The 21886-nt window shown below is 42.8% G+C and carries 18 protein-coding genes and 2 tRNA genes; 10 read left to right on the top strand and 10 right to left on the bottom strand.

Going from position 1 to position 21886, the window contains the following annotated elements:
• Positions 1-10: 10 nt before the first annotated feature.
• Entirely contained in the window at positions 11-1162 is a 1152-nt protein-coding gene (locus J4N22_RS05060) for a sensor histidine kinase (RefSeq protein WP_207492612.1), read from the bottom strand.
• 49 nt (positions 1163-1211) lie between these two features.
• Between J4N22_RS05060 and J4N22_RS05055 the strand changes: the two genes are divergently transcribed.
• From J4N22_RS05055 to J4N22_RS05040, 4 genes are all read left to right on the top strand, one after another.
• Positions 1212-2237: a glycosyltransferase gene (locus J4N22_RS05055; protein ID WP_207492611.1), complete on the top strand. Its 1026-nt coding sequence runs from the start codon at positions 1212-1214 to the stop codon at positions 2235-2237.
• 46 nt (positions 2238-2283) lie between these two features.
• Positions 2284-2487: a hypothetical protein gene (locus J4N22_RS05050; RefSeq protein ID WP_207492610.1), complete on the top strand. Its 204-nt coding sequence runs from the start codon at positions 2284-2286 to the stop codon at positions 2485-2487.
• 83 nt (positions 2488-2570) lie between these two features.
• Positions 2571-2643, top strand: a tRNA-Gly gene (locus J4N22_RS05045).
• A gap of 39 nt (positions 2644-2682) precedes the next feature.
• Positions 2683-2768: transfer RNA gene (locus tag J4N22_RS05040), tRNA-Leu, on the top strand.
• A 130-nt stretch (positions 2769-2898) separates the two neighbouring features.
• Here J4N22_RS05040 and J4N22_RS05035 read toward each other — a convergent pair.
• The 3 genes from J4N22_RS05035 to J4N22_RS05025 form a co-directional block, all read right to left on the bottom strand.
• Positions 2899-3801, bottom strand: a complete 903-nt coding sequence (locus J4N22_RS05035) for a carbohydrate kinase family protein (RefSeq protein WP_207492609.1) — start codon at positions 3799-3801, stop codon at positions 2899-2901.
• 92 nt (positions 3802-3893) lie between these two features.
• Positions 3894-4358, bottom strand: a complete 465-nt coding sequence (gene yiaA, locus J4N22_RS05030) for an inner membrane protein YiaA (protein WP_207492608.1) — start codon at positions 4356-4358, stop codon at positions 3894-3896.
• Positions 4359-4441: 83 nt separating this feature from the next.
• The gene (locus J4N22_RS05025) at positions 4442-4942 is read right to left on the bottom strand and encodes a Crp/Fnr family transcriptional regulator (protein ID WP_207492607.1); all 501 of its coding nucleotides are present in this window, start codon (positions 4940-4942) and stop codon (positions 4442-4444) included.
• A 215-nt stretch (positions 4943-5157) separates the two neighbouring features.
• On the opposite strand from J4N22_RS05025, the gene J4N22_RS05020 reads away from it, so the two are divergent.
• The 5 genes from J4N22_RS05020 to J4N22_RS05000 all read left to right on the top strand — a co-directional run bounded on the left by J4N22_RS05020 (position 5158) and on the right by J4N22_RS05000 (position 10506).
• A complete protein-coding gene (locus J4N22_RS05020) occupies positions 5158-6192 on the top strand; it encodes a synaptic vesicle VAT-1 family membrane protein (RefSeq protein WP_207492606.1) in 1035 nt (344 codons plus the stop codon).
• Between the two features lie 183 nt (positions 6193-6375).
• A complete protein-coding gene (locus J4N22_RS05015; RefSeq protein ID WP_207492605.1) occupies positions 6376-7254 on the top strand; it encodes an SRPBCC family protein in 879 nt (292 codons plus the stop codon).
• 17 nt (positions 7255-7271) lie between these two features.
• On the top strand, positions 7272-7712 hold the full coding sequence (locus J4N22_RS05010; RefSeq protein ID WP_207492604.1) for a VOC family protein: 441 nt from the start codon (positions 7272-7274) through the stop codon (positions 7710-7712).
• Between the two features lie 201 nt (positions 7713-7913).
• Positions 7914-9932 carry a PAS domain-containing sensor histidine kinase gene (locus J4N22_RS05005; protein WP_207492603.1) on the top strand — a complete coding sequence of 673 codons (2019 nt, stop codon included), beginning with the start codon at positions 7914-7916 and terminating at the stop codon, positions 9930-9932.
• A gap of 70 nt (positions 9933-10002) precedes the next feature.
• Positions 10003-10506, top strand: coding sequence for a DUF1572 family protein (locus J4N22_RS05000; RefSeq protein ID WP_207492602.1), 504 nt, complete (start codon positions 10003-10005; stop codon positions 10504-10506).
• A gap of 230 nt (positions 10507-10736) precedes the next feature.
• Here the strand turns inward: J4N22_RS05000 and J4N22_RS04995 are convergent, their stop codons facing one another.
• The 5 genes from J4N22_RS04995 to J4N22_RS04975 all read right to left on the bottom strand — a co-directional run bounded on the left by J4N22_RS04995 (position 10737) and on the right by J4N22_RS04975 (position 15450).
• Positions 10737-12083 carry a GH1 family beta-glucosidase gene (locus tag J4N22_RS04995; protein ID WP_207492601.1) on the bottom strand — a complete coding sequence of 449 codons (1347 nt, stop codon included), beginning with the start codon at positions 12081-12083 and terminating at the stop codon, positions 10737-10739.
• Positions 12084-13175, bottom strand: a complete 1092-nt coding sequence (locus J4N22_RS04990; protein ID WP_207492600.1) for a glycosyltransferase family protein — start codon at positions 13173-13175, stop codon at positions 12084-12086.
• Entirely contained in the window at positions 13172-14026 is an 855-nt protein-coding gene (locus J4N22_RS04985) for a UDP-2,3-diacylglucosamine diphosphatase (RefSeq protein ID WP_207492599.1), read from the bottom strand. Before J4N22_RS04985 ends, J4N22_RS04990 begins: the two co-directional genes overlap by 4 nt.
• Positions 14013-14201 carry a hypothetical protein gene (locus tag J4N22_RS04980; RefSeq protein WP_207492598.1) on the bottom strand — a complete coding sequence of 63 codons (189 nt, stop codon included), beginning with the start codon at positions 14199-14201 and terminating at the stop codon, positions 14013-14015. Before J4N22_RS04980 ends, J4N22_RS04985 begins: the two co-directional genes overlap by 14 nt.
• A gap of 196 nt (positions 14202-14397) precedes the next feature.
• Positions 14398-15450, bottom strand: a complete 1053-nt coding sequence (locus tag J4N22_RS04975; RefSeq protein WP_207492597.1) for an isoaspartyl peptidase/L-asparaginase family protein — start codon at positions 15448-15450, stop codon at positions 14398-14400.
• Between the two features lie 44 nt (positions 15451-15494).
• Between J4N22_RS04975 and J4N22_RS04970 the strand changes: the two genes are divergently transcribed.
• The gene (locus tag J4N22_RS04970; RefSeq protein ID WP_207492596.1) at positions 15495-20351 is read left to right on the top strand and encodes a translocation/assembly module TamB domain-containing protein; all 4857 of its coding nucleotides are present in this window, start codon (positions 15495-15497) and stop codon (positions 20349-20351) included.
• A gap of 168 nt (positions 20352-20519) precedes the next feature.
• On the opposite strand, the gene J4N22_RS04965 is transcribed toward J4N22_RS04970, so the two are convergent.
• A complete protein-coding gene (locus J4N22_RS04965; RefSeq protein ID WP_207492595.1) occupies positions 20520-21728 on the bottom strand; it encodes a bifunctional 3,4-dihydroxy-2-butanone-4-phosphate synthase/GTP cyclohydrolase II in 1209 nt (402 codons plus the stop codon).
• Positions 21729-21886: the final 158 nt, after the last annotated feature.

The following is a 21886-nucleotide window of genomic DNA, read 5'->3' as shown; positions in this document are numbered from 1 at the left end:
CCATCCAGTATTATTTTTTTAGCACAATTCGAAAGGTGGTGCCTTTACCCGGCTCTGTATGCTTTACAAAAATCTGCCCCCTGTGATACTGCTCTACAATTCGCTTGGTAAGTGTAAGCCCTAGCCCCCACCCTCTTTTCTTAGTGGTAAAGCCGGGTTTGAAAACATTATCGATATTCTTTTTACTTATTCCCTTTCCTGTATCCTTTACATCAATCAAAACCTGGGATGCTTCATCTGCAATGGTTACATGTATCTCACCTTTTCCATCCATTGCGTCCAATGCATTCTTCAGCAAGTTCTCTATAACCCAATCAAACAGTGGCGGCGAGATCATGCCCGGCACATTGCTTTCATTTTTTGTATCTACATGAAAATGCACTTTACCACTTGCACGTTTCTTTATGTAATCCACCATCTGTTGCACCTGTTCTACCAGGTTTCGTTCTTCCAGTTTGGGTATACTACCGATTTTACCAAACCTGTCCGAAATAAGTTTCAGCCTGTTAACATCCTTTTCTATTTCTACTACAATGGTTTCATTACCTGGAACATCACGTAATACTTCCAGCCAACCTTCGAGGCTGGTAACCGGTGTGCCTAGTTGATGTGCAGTCTCTTTAGCCAATCCTGCCCACACCTGGTTCTGTGTGTTTTGGTTTCTGCTTTGTATGGCTATAAATGTGATGATGATGAATAAGCCAACGATCACCAACTGGATTATAGGATAGTATCGAACTTCTTTTTGCAAGTCACTTTCACCATAGTAGTAGCGGTTTGCCTGGTAAGGCTTTTCATTCAGTACAAGTACTATGGGTGGATGCAATTGTTGAAACTCCTGTAATTTTTCTTTCAGGTAGTTTTTGTTTGTCTTCAGGTGATTTGAGTCAAGATTCAAATAGGTAGTTATGCTGTCTCGTTCGTTGGTTTCTATGATAGGAATGTCATCGTTTTCTATTACTATCCGTGTGGCAAGGTTGAGATTAGCATTCTCACCTGCACTCATAATGCTACGTTGTGCCTCCACCCAGGTCTCTACCTTCTGCCTTTCCTCTTCAGCTATTTTCTTTGCTAAATAATTTGAATAGAAGATTGTTCCCGTCACAATAACAATAGCAACCAAAGCCAATGCTGTTCGCCAGTTCACCCAGTGTTGAATCATTTAACTAAAATAGAAAAGCTTTCTGTTATTTTGGCTTTTACAACACCCAGTGCAATACCCAACCGTAGCAATTGTCATCCTGAATTATAATGGTCTTCATTATTTGCAACAGTTTTTAGGACTGGTTGTCAACTCCTCCTATCCTAATAAACGTGTTATTGTAGCAGACAATGCTTCTACCGACAATTCCGTACAATGGCTGCAGCAAAATCATCCGCATGTTGAAAGGATCATTCTCCCCACCAACTATGGTTTTGCCCGTGGATACAACGAAGCGCTGAAGCAGGTAAATGCAGACTATTATATTTTATTGAATAGTGATGTAGAAGTCCCTGCAGGATGGATTGAACCGGTGATAGAATTGATGCAGGCTGATGAGAACATCGCAGCTTGCCAGCCTAAGATATTATCGTATCACCACAAACATTTATTTGAATATGCAGGCGCTGCCGGTGGCTGGATAGACTCACTAGGCTATCCTTTTAGCCGCGGTCGTGTGTTTGATGATTGCGAAGAAGATAAAGGTCAATATGATTCCATCGCTCCCATATTCTGGGCATCTGGAGCAGCTTTCTTTGTACGCTCAGAAGTGTACAATACATTAAAAGGTTTTGATGCTTTTTTCTTTGCGCACCAGGAAGAAATTGATCTATGCTGGCGAATGCAATTGGCGGGTTACAAGATCATGGCCTGCCCACAATCTGTAGTTTACCATGTAGGCGGCGGCACATTACCAAAGGGTGAACGAAAGGCTTTTCTGAACTTCCGCAACAACCTGGTGATGGTGTATAAGAATTGGACGTTGGCTGAAAAGATATGGAAACTGCCACTGCGCATGTTACTCGATATAGTTTCGGCTTTGCAAGCTGCAATGAAAGGTGATATGCCTTTTTGTAAAGGTGTTTGCAAAGCAGAAATCACATTTATGCGTTGGCTTGTATTACATAAAAAAGACAGGCAGACATCGGCAACTAAAAGCCATCAACTTACCGGGGTATACCATGGAAGTGTGGTATGGGAATACTTTATTAAGAAGAAAAAAACTTTTACTGAAATTGTTTTGAGAAGCAGGTGAAAGTTTTGATGCTACTCCCTTATTTTTGCAACGCAATTTTTAACGTATGGAAAACGAAATACAAGAGCACAAAGAGAAAGATTTTAACTACAACTGGGTTAAGTCTTCAAGGTTCCTATTTTATATACAAGTATTTTGTCTTGTAGCTTTCATTCTTGGTGGATGCTACAAACTGTACAACAAGCGTTATACTGGTAAGCCAGATGTAGCGATTCCAGAAAGCACTATGTACACTCCGAAGTACAAATAAAAAAAGTTGAAAAGAAATTTGGTAGTTAGCATTCAGATACTATTTTTGCACTCCCAACAACGAAACAAGTTCTTACAAATAATGCGGAAGTAGCTCATTTGGTAGAGCACGACCTTGCCAAGGTCGGGGTGGCCGGTTCGAGCCCGGTCTTCCGCTCTAAAAAAGCCCGCTCGATGCGGGTTTTTTTTTGGGTACACCCGGGTGGTGGAACTGGTAGACACGCAGGACTTAAAATCCTGTTCCGCTTAAACGGAGTGACGGTTCGATTCCGTTCCCGGGTACAAGAAAAAAAGCAACGTAAGTTGCTTTTTTTATTTCTGCACGTTGGTAACCTTACATATATCCTCTCCCCTATTTTTAGAGAAGAAATATTTATACCAGTTGCTATTCAAGAATGTTTTTCTGGCAACACTAATTCTTATATGACTGGAGAAGCTGGTATACCTGCGACACCGCGTAACCTGGACAGGCACCTTTTTGCGTAGCTATAAATGCTCCTATGCCACATGCAAATGCTAATGCATTTTCTACAGTAGCGCCTTTATCCATCTCCGAAAGAAAACCGGCCAGAAAAGCATCGCCACTTCCTATTGTATCTGTTACTTCTACTTTGTAACCGCTATGCCTGTATGTAGCACCATTATTAGTTACAAATGCACCATCGCCACCAAGTGTTACAATAAGCGTTTCTATTGTAAACTTTTCTTGCAAGACTGCCGCCTGGTCTTCAATTGTATTGTAACTACCAAACCAACCGGACACGAATTCAAGCTCTGCCAGGTTCATCTTAAGTATATCTGCTTTTTCAAGTAAGCCCTCTAGTGTAGGTTGATTGTAGTGTGGCGGTCGCAGGTTGACGTCAAGCACTTTCACATTAGCTACTTCCAGCAATTGATGCAATGTATTTGCTGATACACTACTCCGCGAGGAAAGGCTGCCATAAATAAAATACTTCGCTTGTTTTACCAATTCAACCAACGCTTCATGCAAATCAATAAAGTCCCAGGCAGAAGGCATAACAATATTGTAAGCCACCTCGTGCTTATCGTTTACATCAGCATATACTAGTCCTGTATGATAGGTAGGATCTTGCTGTAGGTAATCCAGTACAAGGCCACTGCCTGATAGTACTTCCTTTAGTTGATCACCATATTCATCCACGCCTACTTTGGTTACAAGTGCCGGCTCATGTCCTAATTTCCGAAGATGATAAGCTACATTCATTGGTGCGCCACCAGGTTGTGGCCCTGAAGGAAGTACATCCCATAGTACTTCTCCAAAACAGGCAAACCTGGAAGATGTTGGTGATAGCATAGTACGTGTTTGTGAAAAAGTAACACTTTAATGATTAGCTGACACATGCATGACCAACATATTATTGCTTTATATAAATGGCAAAGCATATTCTACTCATGCCTGGAACCATCGTGGTGATGATGCACGAAAGGCTGGCTTTTGAAACTATCATCAAGTTCAGCTATGCGCATGTCGCGGGTATTTTTCTGCACAGCAATAGATGCAAATAAACTCAGCACAAAAGACATAGCATAGAACCCTTTCTCGCTGCGCAACAGGTCAGCGTTCCATAATCCTACAGTAAGTAAAACAACGGATAAGATGGTGGTAAACCATGAAATGCCATAGTACAGGTTGGTTACGGGTATACCTTCCATTTGGTCGCGGATAGATTTCTGAACGGATATGGCTGAGAACAATCCGAACATTAAAACAGTGAAGTAGTAACCTTTCTCATTTAATTCCATTTCGGCGTTCCATAACCCTATGAGATAAGCTGTAACGCCAATAAGTAATGCTGCCCATGAGGCGCCAATAAATGCTGCAGAAGGTTTGAAGTTGTGCTTTTGTTCCATAGTAGTTTTTGTTTTGTAGAACAAACCTATGGCTCGCCTTGCCTGCAATTTTTGACAAATATCAAAAACAAGATTTCCAATTGTTAAAGCCTGCTGCGTATACGGCTAAGCGTTTCCTGGCTGATACCTAGATAGGAAGCTATGTGCCCAAGCGGTACACGCTCCACTATATGAGGAGTGGCTAAAAGCATCTCCTGGTATCTTTCAGTTGCTGTTTTGAATTGTGCATTTACAAATCGCTCTTCCAGCCGCAGGTAATACTTTTCATAAACGATCCTCACCAATCTTTCTATCTCATGGTATTGCTCAAGGAGCTTTGTAAGGTTGTCTTTTGATATTGCCCAAAGCACACTTCCTTCCAGCAGCTGGATATTTTCTATTGCAGGCTGCTGCGTAGTAAAGCTGTGAAATGAAGTAGCAAAATCATTTTCAAATGCAAACCAATAAGTAGTGTCTTTACCATCAATGTTGTAGTAGCCCCGCAATGCTCCATGCTGTAGAAAATAAAGATGCCTGCACGTCTTCCCTTCCTTTACAAGGTGTTCATGTTTAGATAAAACAACTTGTTCAAGATTATGGTACAATGCCTGTTCAGCAGCTTCGCTGAGCTGGTAGTAGGTCTTAATGTGCTTTGATAACTGGTCGATGATGATAGTATTGTTGATGAAAGTTAACAGCTAATCTGGTAATGCGCATTACAAAATAAAACCTGCCAAAAGTAGAAGAGCTGCATTAAATACAAGTTGTAAAACATCTTTTACCTTGCTGCTTATTAGGTACAGGATAACTTCAACCAACTATGCAACAACGAAAGGTGTACAGGATGCCCAAGGCAGGATCAATTAAAAACCTGCAACTGGTAACAGAGGCATTGGAGCAACCAAAAGCAGGTGAAGTATGCGTGCAGGTAAAAGCCATCGGGTTGAACTTTGCTGACATCTTTGCCATGCAAGGTTTGTATAGTGCCACACCTCCAGGTTCTTTTATACCCGGGTTAGAATTTGCTGGTGAAATCATTTCCATAGGCAATGGCGTGCACAATTTGAAAGTAGGTGACCGTGTGATGGGTGCTACCAAGTTTGGAGGCTATGTTTCTCACATCAATATCAATCAACGATATGTGATACCCTTACCGGGAGATTGGAGCTTTGAAGAAGGTGCAGGATTTCTTGTGCAAGGACTAACTGCATATTATGCTCTCACCAAACTCGGCAACCTGCAGCCGGGCATGAACGTGCTTATTCATAGCGCTGCCGGCGGTGTAGGCATCATGGCCAATCGCATTTGTAAAAAAATAGGTGCGTACACTATAGGCACTGTCGGTTCAGCACGTAAAGTTGATTTTTTACTGAATGAAGAAGGCTATGATGATGTGATCGTGCGGGATAAAAATTTCGCAGCCAAATTACAGGATGCACTCAACAACCGGCCGCTTCAGCTGGTTATGGAATGTATAGGTGGCGACATACTACGCGCAAGCTGGGATGCTATGGCTCCTATGGGCAGAATGGTAGCATACGGCAGTGCAAGTTTTACCAGCCATACGGCTTCTCCTAACTACCCAAAGCTTATCTGGAAGTTTTTGCGACGGCCTAAAATTGATCCCCTGCGTTTGCCTTCGCAGAATAAATCGCTCATGGGTTTCAACCTGATCTTCCTGTACGAGCAAACAGACCTGATGCTGGATATGCTGGCTGAACTACAGGCGCTTCAACTAAGGCCACAGCATGTGGGTCATATTTTCTCTTTCAATGAAATGCATGATGCGATCAGGCTTTTCCAAAAAGGTGAAACAATGGGTAAGGTGGTGGTGAAAGTGGATGAGCATATATAATCTTATCGTGTAAAGCAAAAGATTTTACCATTGTACCTTCTACTACTTGCTCTTATAAAGATGATTGTGGCAGTGTAATGAAACTTTTCAAACTTGTCGCAAATGGCCTCAAAAACTGTCGCTTTTGCACATTGATATTCTGTATCAACTGCTCTAAGTTTGTAGGAGAAAAAACTACAAACTATGATTGCTACAGAAAACGCTACAATTACCGTAGAGGTTAGTGTCAATGCTCCAATAGAAAAAGCCTGGCTATACTTTACAGATGCCAAACACATAGTCAATTGGTATTTTGCCACAGACGAATGGCATAGTCCGCGAGCCGAAAACGACCTGCAGCCCGGAGGTAAATTCACTACCCGCATGGAGGCTAAAGATGGAAGTTTTGGTTTTGACTTTGCCGGATCATACACCAAAGTAGAAGAACATTCTACTATAGAAATGCGATTAGATGATGGCAGGATGGTGAACATAACTTTCACCCAGGAAGGCGACACCACTCATGTAGTAGAAACTTTTGAGCCAGAACCCACTCACCCTATAGATATTCAAAGTGCAGGTTGGCAAGCTATACTCAACAATTTTAAGAAGTATATAGAGGCGCCACCTAAGGGTGAAAAACTAACTTTTGAAGCCACCATTGATGCACCTGTAGAGAAAGTTTATGCTACCATGCTCGATGAACAACACTACCAGACGTGGACAGCTGCATTCAATCCTTCTTCATGCTTTCAAGGGTCGTGGGAGAAAGGTTCTAAGATCCTCTTTATAGGAACAGACGAGCAAGGAAATAAGGGCGGCATGGTTAGTCGCATAAAAGAAAATATACCTAATTCATTTGTATCAATAGAACACCTGGGAATACTGCAGGGCGAACAGGAAATAATCAGTGGACCAGAAGTAGAGTCATGGGCAGGCGCATTAGAGAATTATTCCTTTACCGAGCAGGACGGCAAAACTTTACTCTCTATAGAAATGGATTCTAATGAAGAATTCAAGCAGTATTTTCAAGATACCTGGCCAAAGGCATTAAACATTTTGAAAACCATTTGTGAAGGATAAAACCTAAAACAATTGCTATGGCAAGCGTTAGTACCTATCTCAATTTTGCAAACAAAACAGAGGAAGCTTTCACTTTCTACAAGTCGGTTTTTGGTGGCGAATATTCCGGCACCGGCATTTACCGCTTTCGTGATATTCCTCCATCAGACGAATTACCTCCACTACCGGAGGCTGAACTGGACCTGGTAATGCATGTAGAGCTGCCGATACTTGACGGACATAAATTGATGGGAACCGATGCACCTGCATCTATGGGGTTTACACTGGCGGCAGGAAATAATGTTCACATAAATCTTCAACCAGATACGAGGGAAGAAACCAAACGTTTGTTTGATAAGCTTTCCGAAGGAGGAAAAGTGACGCAGGAATTGCAGGATATGTTCTGGGGAGATTACTATGGAAGTTGTACCGATAAGTTTGGCATTAACTGGATGTTCAATTGCAGTGAAAAGCCGTAAGTTCTACATCACAAAATTTTAATAAGCAGCCTGTAGCAAGGCTGCTTTTTTTATATCGGATGGATCTATAGCTATCCTGGGCCAATCTATCTATCCCTGCGAAAAAGATAAATTACAAAGCATACAATTGCTATAGCTGAAGAAGTGCAATTGCAGGAAGTTGTTGAATAAAAAAACATACTATCTTCATCATCCATCTTTATGAACGATATGTATTCTGCAACTGCAGGTAACGAATTAGTGTATGCGAGGTTGTTCAATGCAATGCCGGGCAGTAGCATCTTAATAAAAACCTCGGCGTTTCAATTTACCATTATTGCCTCCAGCGATGAATATTCTCAACAAACAGGCATCTCAAAAGAAGCATTGGTAGGCAATTCTCTTTTTGAAGTATTCCCTTCTAATCCAGTAAATGGTGAGGATAAACTACAGGCCTCTTTCAAACAAGTAATGGCTACCGGCTCTGCTCACGATATACCTGTACAGCGTTATGATATACCCGGTCTTAATGGAACTAAAGAACAGTATTGGAAGATCAGGAACTCTCCTGTGACTGGCGATACTGGAGAGGTTGAATATATCATACATACCACAGTAGACATAACGGAACAAATAGTAGCAGAGCAAAAAGTAGAAGCCGGCAAAGGCATAGAAAAAGCCTATCATTTCTTCATGACGGCGCCTGTGATCATTGGCTATGTAAGTGGCCACGACTATATCATTGAATTAGCAAATGATAGTCTACTGGAGGTTTGGGGAAAAACATCTGATGTAATAGGCAAACCTTTGACAACCGCTCTTCCTGAACTTGCTGAACAAGGTTTTACGCAATTGCTGGATGAAGTAGTTGTTACTGGTAATCCTTTCTATGCACATGAATATCCTATAAAGCTTATCAGGAATGGCGTAGAAGAGGTTTTGTATTTTGATTTCGTTTACAAACCGTATTATGAAAACGGTGGAACAGGAAGGGCTAGCGGAGTTATAAGTGTTGGTCACGATGTAACGCAGCAGGTAAAAGCCCGGCAGACTGTGGCTGAAACCAGTGAAGAATTACAATTAGCCATTGACATCGCGGATCTCGGAACTTTTCGCCTGGACCTGGTGAATAATCTAGCTACCAGTTCGCAAAAAGTAAATGAATGGTTTGGGCACGATAAACAAGGCTACAGCAGAGAAGAAGGCTTTAATGCTATTCACCCTGAAGATCGGCCAAGAGTGGACAAGGTCATTGCTTCCACTTTACAATCAGAAGCTGCCAGCCGGCACGATGTAACGTACAGGATTGTACATCCTACCACTGGCATTATTCGCCACATGCGTTCTTTTGGAAAAACCATGTTCAACGAAGAAGGGAAACCCTACCTGATACTTGGGATTATTCAAGATGTAACTGCACAGATGCTTCACCAGAAACAACTGGAAGAAAACGAAGCAAGGCTGCAGGAAAAAGTGCTGGAAAGAACACTGGAACTGGAACACCTGAATAATGAACTAAAGCGATCAAATGCTGACCTGGAAGAGTTTGCATATGCAGCAAGCCACGACATGAAAGAGCCTATCCGAAAGATCCGCTTTTTTACAGACCGGCTAGAGAACCAGTTAAAAGAGACACTAACAAAAGATCAATCTCATTTACTCGAACGTATACAACAGGCTGCACGGCGCATGAATACATTGATTGAGGACCTGCTTACCTACTCGCACATCAGTCGAGGTGTTTCAGCAGTTGAACTGGTAGATCTGAACGAGAATGTACAGAACGTACTGGAGGACCTTGAGCTCGAGATAGAAGAAAAAGGCGCTATCATCAAAATAGATCAGCTGCCTTCTATAAAAGGACACAAAAGGCAGATACAGCAACTGTTTGAAAACCTGCTGGGCAATGCGCTTAAATATTCTAAACCTGCTACCAAACCTGAACTTCATATTTCAGCAATGCCTGCGCAGGTAATGAATTTACCCATCATCAGGAAAGAGGACAGCAGCAAGCAGTTCTACCAGGTTATTGTGAAGGATAATGGTATTGGCTTTGAGCAGGAGAATGCTGAAAAGATCTTCAACGTTTTTACACGCCTTCATGGCAATGCTGAATACAAAGGCACTGGTGTAGGATTATCTATAGCTAAAAAAGTAGCAGAGAATCATGGCGGCTATATATGGGCAGAAAGTGCGCCTGGCGAAGGTGCTACTTTCAAAATTTTATTACCAGCTGAATAATCACCAAACTGCAGGCAAGGGTCCTTTATTTTCAATGAAGATCATGTAAGTATTACCTTAAAATCCAAACATGGAAGCAATTCAACTACTGCCTACACTTACCAAATATTTTGAAACATATAAGACACTTGCAGAAAAAGCTTTTCAGCAATTGGATGAAGAACATTTCTTTTTCAGGCCAGTTGGTCAGAGCAATAGCATTGCCATCATCATTCAGCATATGTATGGCAATGCCATGAGCCGGTTTACCAATATTCTTACCGGAGATGGCGAAAAGGAATGGCGCAAACGTGATGCAGAATTTGAAGCAATGGATGTATCCAAACAAGACTTAATGGACTTTTGGAAAACAGGCTGGCAGACCGTCTTCAATGCACTTGGCGCATTAACAGAAGATGATCTTGGTAAAACTGTTTATATACGTTCAGAACCACATACTGTGTTGGAAGCGTTGCATCGCCAGCTTACGCATTACAGCTATCATGTTGGGCAGATTGTTCTGCTTGCAAAAATGCAGAAGGAAGATTTTACCAGCTTGAGTATTCCTAAAGCTAAGGCACCGGGTAACGGTTAAATTTTATTTATACGCTCAACTAGCTTCAATAAAAAACCCCTCGTAGAAACAAGGGGCGCACATGAGAATCTATAAACGTTATACCTTAACAATGCGAAGATGCCGCTGCAACATGAACTTAATGTAACGGGATTAACATCATTGGGTTAAGACTTATTATCAATCCTTTTGTTACAGATAAATAAATGCAGTACACTAAACAATTTATTAGTTATAACACCTGCAGTTTATTATGCTGTTCTACTTAACTGAAGCGCGCTTTCACCATGGCTCTGCAGAAAGTTGGCGTACCAATGTCCTGAATATTTTATCACGCGCTTTTGTGTTTTAAAATCAACATGCACAAGCCCGAAACGCGGACGATATCCTTCGGCCCATTCAAAATTGTCTAGCAGTGTCCAAACAAAGTAGCCACGCACATCTACCCCTTCCTGTTTTGCTTTTAGCACTTGCTCTATATGCATTTGCAAATATTGCTGCCGCTGGTGATCGTGAACGGCATTATTCAAAATGATGTCATTGAAGGCAGCACCATTCTCAGTTACTATTAAAGGCTTTCCATAACTACTGAATTGATGCAGCATTGAATGTATGGCGGGTGGATAGACTTCCCAATCCATCAGTGTATGATCTACGCTTCTTTTGCTCGCTTTCACCACCTTGGCCCACAGCAATGGTACCATGTAAGAATGAGTGACTTTTTCGCGTGTGTAATTCTGTATTCCTATGAAATCTACATTGGCCGCAAGCTTTGCTTCATCTCCATCTTTTACAAAATTCTCCAGCCTGTTTAGCAGCTTGAAATCCTTTACCGGGTAGCTTTTACCTACCAGCGGCTCTACAAACATGCGATTGGCTAAAGCATCTAGTTTGGTAGCTGCATATTGATCATTATCAGAAGACGTATAGGGTTCTATCAAAGAACAGGAGAAAGTAGTGCCGATGGTAGCATCACTGCGTATAGCTCTTGCAGCACGTGTTCCTTCTGCCTGGCACAAGGCTGCATGGTGCGCTGCAGCCAAAAAAGAAGTGAGGCCTTTACGCCCCGGTGCATGAATGCCCATGAAATAACCTGCGCCGGTAAAAACCATTGGTTCATTCAAGATCATCCAGTGCTTTACTCTGTCACCAAATAGTTTTAGGCATAGCTGTACATAAACCGTAAACCAGTTAATGATCTCACGATTTGTCCAGCCGCCTTTTAATTCTAAAGAATAAGGCAGATCCCAATGGTAAAGCGTTACCCACGGCTCAATGCCAAGGTCAAGGCAGAAGTCGATGACCTTATTGTAAAAATCTATACCATCCGGATTCACTGCGCCGGTACCACCAGGAATGATCCTGCTCCAGGAAAGCGAAAACCTGAAGTTGGAAATATTCATCTGCGCCATCAGTGCTATGTCCTGCGCATAATGATGATAGAAATCGCAGGAAACATTTGCATGTTGATTGCCATGCGTTTTACCAGGTGTATTGGCAAATACATCCCATATAGAAGCACCTTTGCCATGGATGTTATGTGCACCTTCTATTTGATAGGCTGCTGTAGACACTCCCCACGAAAATTTATCTTCCATCTATCGCATTTGAAGTTGTTTCATTAACCGCTTTACTGCAAGCTTCCTAAAGTCGCGGAAGTATGCTAGCCTGCTGTCTTTACCAAGCTTTTTTGCTACCGCATCATTAGCATGTTTCTGCAGGATTATGTTGAGAATTTCTTTGGTATTATCAGCATAGTTCACCAGCACTACGCTACCGTTTTCTATCCAATCCATGATTGCCGGCAGGTGTTTGTCTTTCAGGCTTTTTATTACAGGCACACCCATTTTCTCGAGTGCTGCTGCATTACATTGTTGCTCGTACTGGTTCTTCATAGGTATCACCATCAGCTTTTTTTGCAGGTACAAGGCTTCGGCTGGTGTTTCGAAACCAGCTCCGCAAAGCACACCTTCACTGCTGGCCATACTTTGTAAAAAAGATCCGTTCTCTATAGGCTTGATGATTACATTTCCATCTTCTACTGGTTTCTTATTGTGCTTGCTGAATACCTGCCATTGCACATGCTTTACCTTCTTTAAAACTTTAAGTATTCGCTTATCATCGTAAGCAGGGAGGTAAACGGTATAATGCCCCTGATTTTCTACAGGCAACTGCCGTACATCATTGCGTACTACGGGTGTAAAAATGTGACGATCATACGGGGTGAAATGAAAACCATATTGAGCCGTAGAAGGCGCATAACTTTTTAAGATCGCCTTACCTACAGGGTCAAAAGCCTTTGGTTGCGGTGCCGCAGGATGCAATACTGCAGCCTGGTGACTAAGTGCTATGCAAGGCTTCCGCTTGATGTAAGCTGCCCATGCAGATACAGGTTCAAAATCATTTAGTATAAGATCATATTCTTCTACAGGCAGTTCATTGATCTCTTTAAAAAGCTTTCGCAGCCTGCTTTTCTTGTAAGTATCCAGCAGGTCAACACCGCCTTTTTTACCAAAGATGAAGCTAAGTCCATTGAAGCTATACTTCACATCATGCCCCAGGTGCACATCGGCCTGCGTACCACTTACCAGCACGTCTACATCGTGGTTGAGTTGTAACAGCGGTATGATCTCTTTGGCCCTGCATATATGTCCATTTCCGGTGCCTTGTATAGCGTACAATATCTTCATCGCATCAGGTTGAATTCTTTCATCATCTTATGAAATAGCTGGTTGTAATTGGGCTCCTCATCTTCCTTTTCCTGCTGCATGATCATATCAATATGCTGAGCCTCATCAAAGCGATAGATATCCCACTGACCATTGGTGTATTCAAGTGCAGATAAGTTCTCGATCCAATCACCGGAGTTGAGGTAGGTAATGCTACCGTTGGCATTGCTAATGGTGCGCATCTCTGCGTGGTGAATATGACCGCATACTACATAGTCGTAGCCATTGCTGATGCCGATGTCTGCAGCAGTTTGTTCAAAATCGTTGATGAATTTTACAGCAGACTTTACGCTGTTCTTAATTTTCTTGGAGAGAGACAGTTTGCCTTTTCTGAAAACTTTTTCAGAAATGAAATTGGCTATACTGTTGATGATGATTAGCGTGTCGTAGCCTACTGCGCCAAGTTTCGCAAGCCACTTGCTATGCTGCATGGTTACATCAAATACATCGCCGTGAAAGATCCATGCGTGCTTATCACCGGGCAGTGGCAGCACCACCTTATTAACTATCCTGAAGGACCCGAATTTCATTCCGACAAAGCGGCGTAACATCTCATCGTGATTGCCAGTAACATAGTAGGTCTTCACCCCTTTACTTACCCACCCCATGATGTGCTTCACCACTTTCATGTGGCTCTTTGGCCAATAGCTTTTGCTGAACTGCCAAATGTCGATGATGTCCCCATTGAGCACTACCGTCTTCGGCTTAATGCTTTTCAGGTAATGCAACAATTCTTTGGCGCGACAGCCATAGGTACCAAGATGTACATCAGAGATCACCAATACATCCACATGCCGCTTATGCTTTGTCATGTGGTGCAGTTTTTAGGATGGAAGAGAACGAAGAACTAACAGAAATCACAACAATAGATACCGCATTGCTCACAAACAATTGCAGGCGTTTCTGCAATTGGGCAAAGGGCTTAAAAGGTGGCTGTTGAACAGGGAAAGAAAGTGTTGGTTCAGCACGATTAATTTGGATCAGCATATACTTTCGTTTATGCAAATTATCCATATAAAATAACCACAATGTTATGCCAAGGTTATCCCTGCGTTAACAGATACAGTGGTATCCGCAAATGGTGAACACCATCAATAGAAAGATCAGCTAGAAGGACGCTAAACCTTAAACATCAAACCTTAAACTTTAAACCTTAAACCACTTCAAACCTTAAACTTCAAACCTACTTGTAGATCTCCACCACCATCTTACCATTCTTGTCTACATAGCCGCGGTACATTCCCGCTGTATTAAAAGGCATGGCAATATTGCCATCTTTATCTACTGCTACCAATCCACCATCGCCACCTAGTTCTGGTAATTTTTTCATCACCATTTCATTGCTGGCTTGCTTGAGTGTTTGTTTACCGAAAGCCATTCTATCGCTTATAGATTTAGCCATCACCAGGCGGATAAAATATTCACCCCAACCTGTACAGCTGATAGCGCAGGTAGCATTATCAGCGTAAGTACCTGCACCAATGATTGGAGCATCACCTATGCGACCGAACTTCTTATTGGTCATTCCACCGGTACTGGTGGCCGCAGCAAGGTTGCCTTTGCTGTCCAGTGCTACGGCACCAACGGTACCATACTTATAGTCATTGTTGCTGGCTTGCTTAAGGGAAGCCTCTTGTTTAGGTACTAATTCATTTATTGATTTAAGAGAATCATTGCGTCGTGCATTTTGTAGTCCTCTAAATCTTGCTTCGGTAAAGAAGTATGACGGATCTACAGACTCACATCCTGCGCTTTTTGCAAAATCATCAGCGCCTTTACCCATTAGCATCACATGTTCCGTTTTTTCCATTACCGCCCTGGCAGCAGTAATAGGATTTTTGATAGTGGTGATACCGGCAACAGAACCGGCTTTCAGGTCTGCTCCATTCATAATGGCTGCATCCAATTCGTTTGTTCCAGCAGCTGTAAACACGGCGCCTTTACCGGCATTGAACAGAGGATTATCTTCCAGTACTTTCACCGTTGCTTCCACCGCATCTAAAGAGGTTCCGCCATTCTTTAAGATGTTATAGCCTACACCCAGGGCTTCCATCATTCCTGCCTTGTAAGCTGCTTCACGCTCTGGTGTCATCTGTGATTTCAGGATAGTACCAGCACCACCATGTATTACAAGCACAGGCTTTTTGTTTGTTGGAACTTGTTTTGCTGTAACTGCCGGTTGTGCACATAAACCAAGTGAAAGAGATATAGAAATGATGAAGCAAATAAATTTCATATGTTATGATTTTGTAGAATTTACCAGGGTGATAGAACAGTTATTTGTCCTCCGTTTGTGTTTCGCTATTTTTACCAAAAGTAAATGAAAGGTATCTGAAGAAGATTCTTAAAATAACAGCACGGGTAGTAGTAAGATTATTAGTGATTGTAGTAGCCTTAGCGCTGCTTATATGGCTACTTATACAAACAGAACCTGTTCAAAACTTCATCGTAAAAAAAGTTACCACACGTCTTTCTAAAGATCTGAATACCGAAGTAGGAATAAAGCACGTAAGCTTTGCGCTTTTCAACCGGATGAATTTGGAAGGCACACTTGTCCGTGATCAGAATAAAGACACACTCTTATATGCCGACCAGCTAAAAGTTAGAATCACCGATTGGTTTTTCCTGCGCGATGAGTTGGTGCTGAAATATGTAGGACTGGATGATGCTTACATAAACCTGTACAGGAAAGATTCAGTTTGGAATTACCAGTTCCTTGTTGACTACTTTACTCCCACATCGCCTCAGCCAAAGAAGAAAAGCAACCTAAAGCTCGACCTGAAAAAACTCGACTTTAAGAATGTGCGCTTTGTTCAGAACGACCTTTGGGTAGGAAGCCGCATGGAATTTAAAGTAGGCGCGCTACAAATGGATGCTGAAAGATTTGATCTTGCTAACAATGCTATCGCCATAAGCCAGCTAGACCTGGACCGCCCTTATGTAGCTATGTACGATTTTGATGGCATCCGCCCACCACGCATAAAAAAGAAGCGGGTGCATAACGACACCAGCATGTATTTCAACCAGGGCGACATGCGCTTTACGGTAAACAACATCAACATCAAGAACGGCACTTTCATTTCTGTAAATTCGGACAATCCACCGCTTGCTCATTTTGATGGATCGCATATAGATTTTCAAAAGATTACCGGCAGCCTGCAAAACTTCAGTTTTGTAAAAGACACCATCAGGGCAAACATAGAACTGGCCACCAAAGAAAGAAGTGGCTTCGAGATAAGGCGACTTAAGTCTGACTTCAGGCTTACACCAGAGATCATGGAGTTTAAAAACCTTGACCTGGTAACACCGCTTAGCCGGCTGCAGAATTACTATGCTATGAAGTTCACTGACTTCAATGAAGACTTTAAGCATTACATAGCAGAGGTGACCATGGAAGCCAAATTTGTAAATGCCAACCTGCACAGCGATGACATTGCTTTTTTTGCTCCTGAGATCCGCAACTGGAACAGGCGCATTACCATGTGGGGCGATGCAAAAGGAACGGTAGAAAACCTTTCTGCTAAAAATATGTTTCTGCGCACCGAGTCAGGCACATCGGTAAGTGGCGATCTTTCTATTGTAGGTCTGCCGGATATAGATAGAACTGTATTTACACTTAATTCAGGCGACCTTCGTACAAACTACCGGGACGCGGTTTCTTTTGTACCGGCTATCCGCACAGTTGATGTACCGTCTTTATCCAGTTTGGGTAATCTGCAGTTTCGTGGCAACTTCCATGGTACTTTACGTGATTTCAAAACAGCCGGAAATTTCAGCACCGGGCTCGGGGCTTTTTCAGCTGATATCGCTATGCGCATTCCTACTTATGGTCCACCTGTTTACTCTGGTAAAGTGCTTACCCGCCAGTTCGATGTAGGAAGATTCCTGGTGGTAAGAGACATGGGCAATGTTGCTTTCAATGGAAATATCAATGGTGTAGGTTTGGATTTGGAAAACCTAAGGACCAGCGTTAATGGAAATATCCAGCACTTGTCTTACGCGGGTTACCAGTACAAAAACATTGGAGTAGAAGGAACTTTCCAGCGGAAGCAATTTGAAGGAACAGTGAAAGTGGATGATCCTAACCTGAACCTTTTCACTACGTTAAAAATGGATTTCAGGCAAAACCAGCCACGCTTCAATGTGCTGGGCGATCTTGCCAACAGCGACTTTCAAAGTATTGGTCTTAGCAACAAACAGCTTGAGATCAGTGGCCTGTTTGACTTAAACTTTAGTGGTAAGAATATTGACCAGTTCCTGGGGTCAATCAAAATATTCAATGCAAACCTGCTGCACGATAGCACACGCTTAAACTTCGACTCACTAAGTTTGCAATCAAGATTTGAAGATGGCAGAAGATTACTCAATCTTGCCAGCAACGAGTTTGATGCGCAGATAGAAGGCGTATACAACATCTTTGATCTTCCGGGCAACTTCCAGGTTTTCCTGCACAAATATTATCCTTCTTATATAGCCGAACCGCGCAAAACGCCCCGCGACCAGCAGTTTACTTTTGAGCTGAACACCAAAAACATTGACGGCTACACGCAGCTCTTCGATAAGAACCTGACCGGCTTCAGCAATAGCCGAATTGCTGGTCTTATAAATACGCCTGATACGCTATTTGAAGTAGATGCAGACATTCCTTCTTTTGGGTACAAGCAATATAGGTTCAACAGCATCGCATTGAAAGGCAGGGGCAACCTCGATGAGCTACAGATAGACGGTGATGTTGGGAACATCAACATCAGCGATAGTACCAACTTCCCTACTACCAAGATCCAGATCGTTTCACAGAAAGATGTGTCGCAAGTGCAAATTCAAACGAAAGCATCTACTACGCTTAATGAGCTGAACCTGGATGCAGCGGTGTATACTTTTTCTGATGGTGTGCGCATACACTTCAATCCTTCTGATTTCGTGATCAATGATAAGCGCTGGGCACTGGAAAAAGAAGGAGAACTGGTAATCAGGCGCAACTTCGTATCTGCCGAAAATATCAGGTTTACGCAGGGCGACCAGGTGATAGAAGCTGAAACAGTATTCGATACAGAATTTGACCAGAGCAACCTGGCGGTGCGACTGAAAAACCTGAACATCGGTGATTTTGCTCCATTGGTAGTTACCGATCCACGTTTAGAAGGTTCACTTTCCGGCGACCTTGAGCTAAAAGACTTCTTTGGAAATTTTAGAGTGGAAGCTAGTTTGAGCGCAGAACAATTCAGGCTGGATAATGATTCTATTGGTATTGTAAACATCAATGGCCTGTACAATAGCCGCACTGGGATGATTAGGTATAATGTAGAGTCACCTAATGAACTTTATAACTTCCTGGCTAGCGGCACCTACAATCTGTCAGATTCTATTGGTCAACCTCTGGCTATAGATATGAACCTGCGTAACACCAGGATCACGTTTTTAAATAAGTTCCTTAATACGGTATTTACAGATGTCGATGGACTGGCTACCGGTAATCTTCGGCTGAGTGGTAATCCAACAAAACCTGACCTGCTTGGGAGGGTTAAACTGAGAAATGGTTCGCTGCTGGTAAACTTTACGCAGGTGCGATATACTATTGACAGTGCCACATTTGTGTTTACCGAAAACATGATAAACTTTGGCAGGTTTACCATCAAAGACAAATTTGGAAACGCTGGCACTGTAGAAGGCAGAATGTATCAACGCGGTTTTGAGAACATCCGCTACGACTTCGATATTTCCTCGCAACGTTTATTACTTATTGATACCAGAGCCAGCGACAACAGTAATTTTTACGGAAATGCCATTGGCCGTGCCAACCTAAGTCTTACCGGTCCTGAGGAAAACCTGCGTATGTACATATCTGCTGAACCTGTTGACAGTTCACACATTTACATACCTACCACCAACACACGCGAAAGTGCTGATGCAGATTTCATTGTTTTTAAACAATATGGTGTGGAGATGGAGGATATGAATGCGCGTGGTGAAACCAATATTGTGGTTGATCTTGACCTGACAGCTAATCCGCTGGCTAAAATAGATGTGATACTGGATGAGATGACTGGTGACATCATCAGGGCCAATGGTAATGGCAGGTTGAGGATACATGCCGGAACCAGTGAAGCACTCACCATAAATGGTCGTTACGATATTCAGCGCGGTAGCTATGATTTCAATTTCCAGTCGCTTATTCCAAAACCATTTGAACTTCGTGAGGGCGCGGGTAGTTTTATTGAATGGAATGGAGATCCTTTCAACGCAAGGCTGCGTGTAGAAGCAACCTATACGGCTGACAATGTTCGGCTAGGAGACCTGATAGCAAACCAAAACCTGGGTGGCTCTGCCAGGAGTTATAACGATAAGGTTTATGTGGTGGCGCTTATTACAGGTTACCTGGAGCAACCAACCATAAAGTTCAGGTTTGAGTTTCCGCAGGCAGGGCAGCAGATTGTGAATGATCCAACTTTCGCGCAATTCCTGGCTAAGCTGGAGCAAGACGAGAACGAGATGCTGAAGCAGGTGACCTACCTGTTGGTGTTTAACTCGTTTGCACCTTATGGTGAAGGGAGAAACTTGCTGACCAATTTTACCACGCTTGGCTACAATACAATTTCTGAAATGGTGTCGAAGCAGGTGAATAAACTGGTTTCCAACCTGCTATTTGACATTTTTAAAGACAGGAGCTTGCAATTTGAAGTAAGCACCTCTTTCTATAATAGTAGCTCCCTCTTTAGCGGAAATGTAACGGCTACTAATAATATTGACCGCCAGCAGGTGAATTTTAAGTTCAGCAAAAACCTGTTCAATAATAATATTATAGTATCTGTGGGTGGCGATCTTGATTTTCGTTTTGGTAGTACCACTGCTTCCAGTCAACAGCTGGGTGCACTGCAGTGGCTGCCTGATATAGCTATAGAATTTATCCTGAGCCAGGATCGCAGGGTGAGAGCCATCATCTTCAGCCGGAATAATATTGACATATCAACCGAACAGGCTGTAGGCCGCCGCAGTCGCCAGGGCGTATCACTCTCCTACCGCCGCGATTTTGAACACGTACTAAAGTCAAAACAAAAACAGCAAAAGGAAAGGGAACAAAGAGAAGCAGCCAACCTTCCTGCAGAGCCAGCAGATACTTTCAGGAGAAGAGACGATTAAGTTGGTAGATGGTAGTTGTTGGAGGTTGGATGTTAGAAGTTGGATGTTAGATGTTGGATGATTTTGGGAAAAGCGTAGGCGTTAATTATTAGGTTGTCAATAACACCGTCACAACCTCAAACTTCAAACTTTAAACCTTAAACATTCAACCTTAAACCTTGACCTCTCCTACAGCGGATCATTAAAAATCTCGTGTCCCAGCTTATCCCGCTTTGTCTGTAAATATTTCTCGTTGTGCTGGTTTGGCTTTATCTGGATTGGTATAATATCAACGATCTCTAATCCATAACCTTTCAGGCCTGCACGTTTTTTCGGATTGTTGCTCATCAGCTTTAGGTGAGTAATTCCCAGGTGGCGCAGTATCTGTGCCCCGATGCCATAGTCTCTTTCATCCATTCCAAAACCCAGGTGCAGGTTAGCCTCTACGGTGTCCATGCCTTCTTCCTGCAGTTTGTAAGCCTTCAGCTTGTTTATCAGTCCTATGCCGCGGCCTTCCTGGTTCATATATAATATTACACCTTTGCCTTCTTCCTCTACCATGGTCATAGCCTTGTGCAATTGTTCGCCGCAGTCGCATCTAAAGCTTCCAAGAATATCGCCGGTAAAACAGCTGCTATGTACACGGGTAAGTACAGGTTCATCTTTTTCCCACTCTCCCTTCATTAGCGCCAGGTGTTCGCGGCCGGTAAGCTTTTCTTTAAAAGCCACCAGCTTAAAGTTGCCCCATTTAGTTGGCATTTCCACCCGCACCAACTCTTCTATCAGCGAGTCCATCTTCAGACGGTACTCTATCAGGTCTTTTATGGATATTATTTTCAGGTCAAACTTTTTGGCGATTTCCATTAGCTGGGGAAGCCGCGCCATGGTGCCGTCCTCGTTCATGATCTCCACCAGCACCCCTGCAGGTTCAAATCCGGCAAGGCGGGCAAGGTCAATAGTCGCCTCGGTATGGCCGGTACGACGAAGAACTCCACCCTTTTTTGCTCGTAAAGGAAAAATATGTCCCGGCTTTCCCAGGTCCGAAGGTTTTGTAGCCGGATCTATCAATGCCTGAACTGTTTTTGCACGATCATGAGCAGAAATGCCTGTTGTACAGCCATGACCCAGAAGATCAACAGAAACAGTGAAAGGAGTAGCATGTAAAGAGGTATTGCTGTTCACCATGAGCTCAAGCCCTAGTTCGTCGCAGCGGTCCTCAACCAGCGAGGCGCAAATAAGGCCACGCCCTTCTTTACTCATAAAATTGATCACTTCGGGGGTAACGTTGCGTGCTGCTGTTATAAAGTCACCTTCATTCTCACGGTCTTCATCATCCACCACTATCACCATCTTTCCTTGCCTAACTGCTTCAATGGCACTCTCTATAGTATCGAGCATATTCTATAATTAAGGTATCAAAATTACAAGCATTGAAAGTAAAAGGTTGTAAAACTATTGCTGCTAACACTGCTTTTGTGAAAAAACCAGCAGATGCAGCATTATCCGCCGGACGATTGCCTTACCGCTGATAATATTTTGTTAACATCTCTAGATAC

The organism is Aridibaculum aurantiacum, from assembly GCF_017355875.1.
Taxonomy (GTDB): domain Bacteria; phylum Bacteroidota; class Bacteroidia; order Chitinophagales; family Chitinophagaceae; genus Segetibacter; species Segetibacter aurantiacus.
Note: the sequence above shows the minus strand (reverse complement) of the source record. Positions and strands in the feature narration are given on the sequence as shown.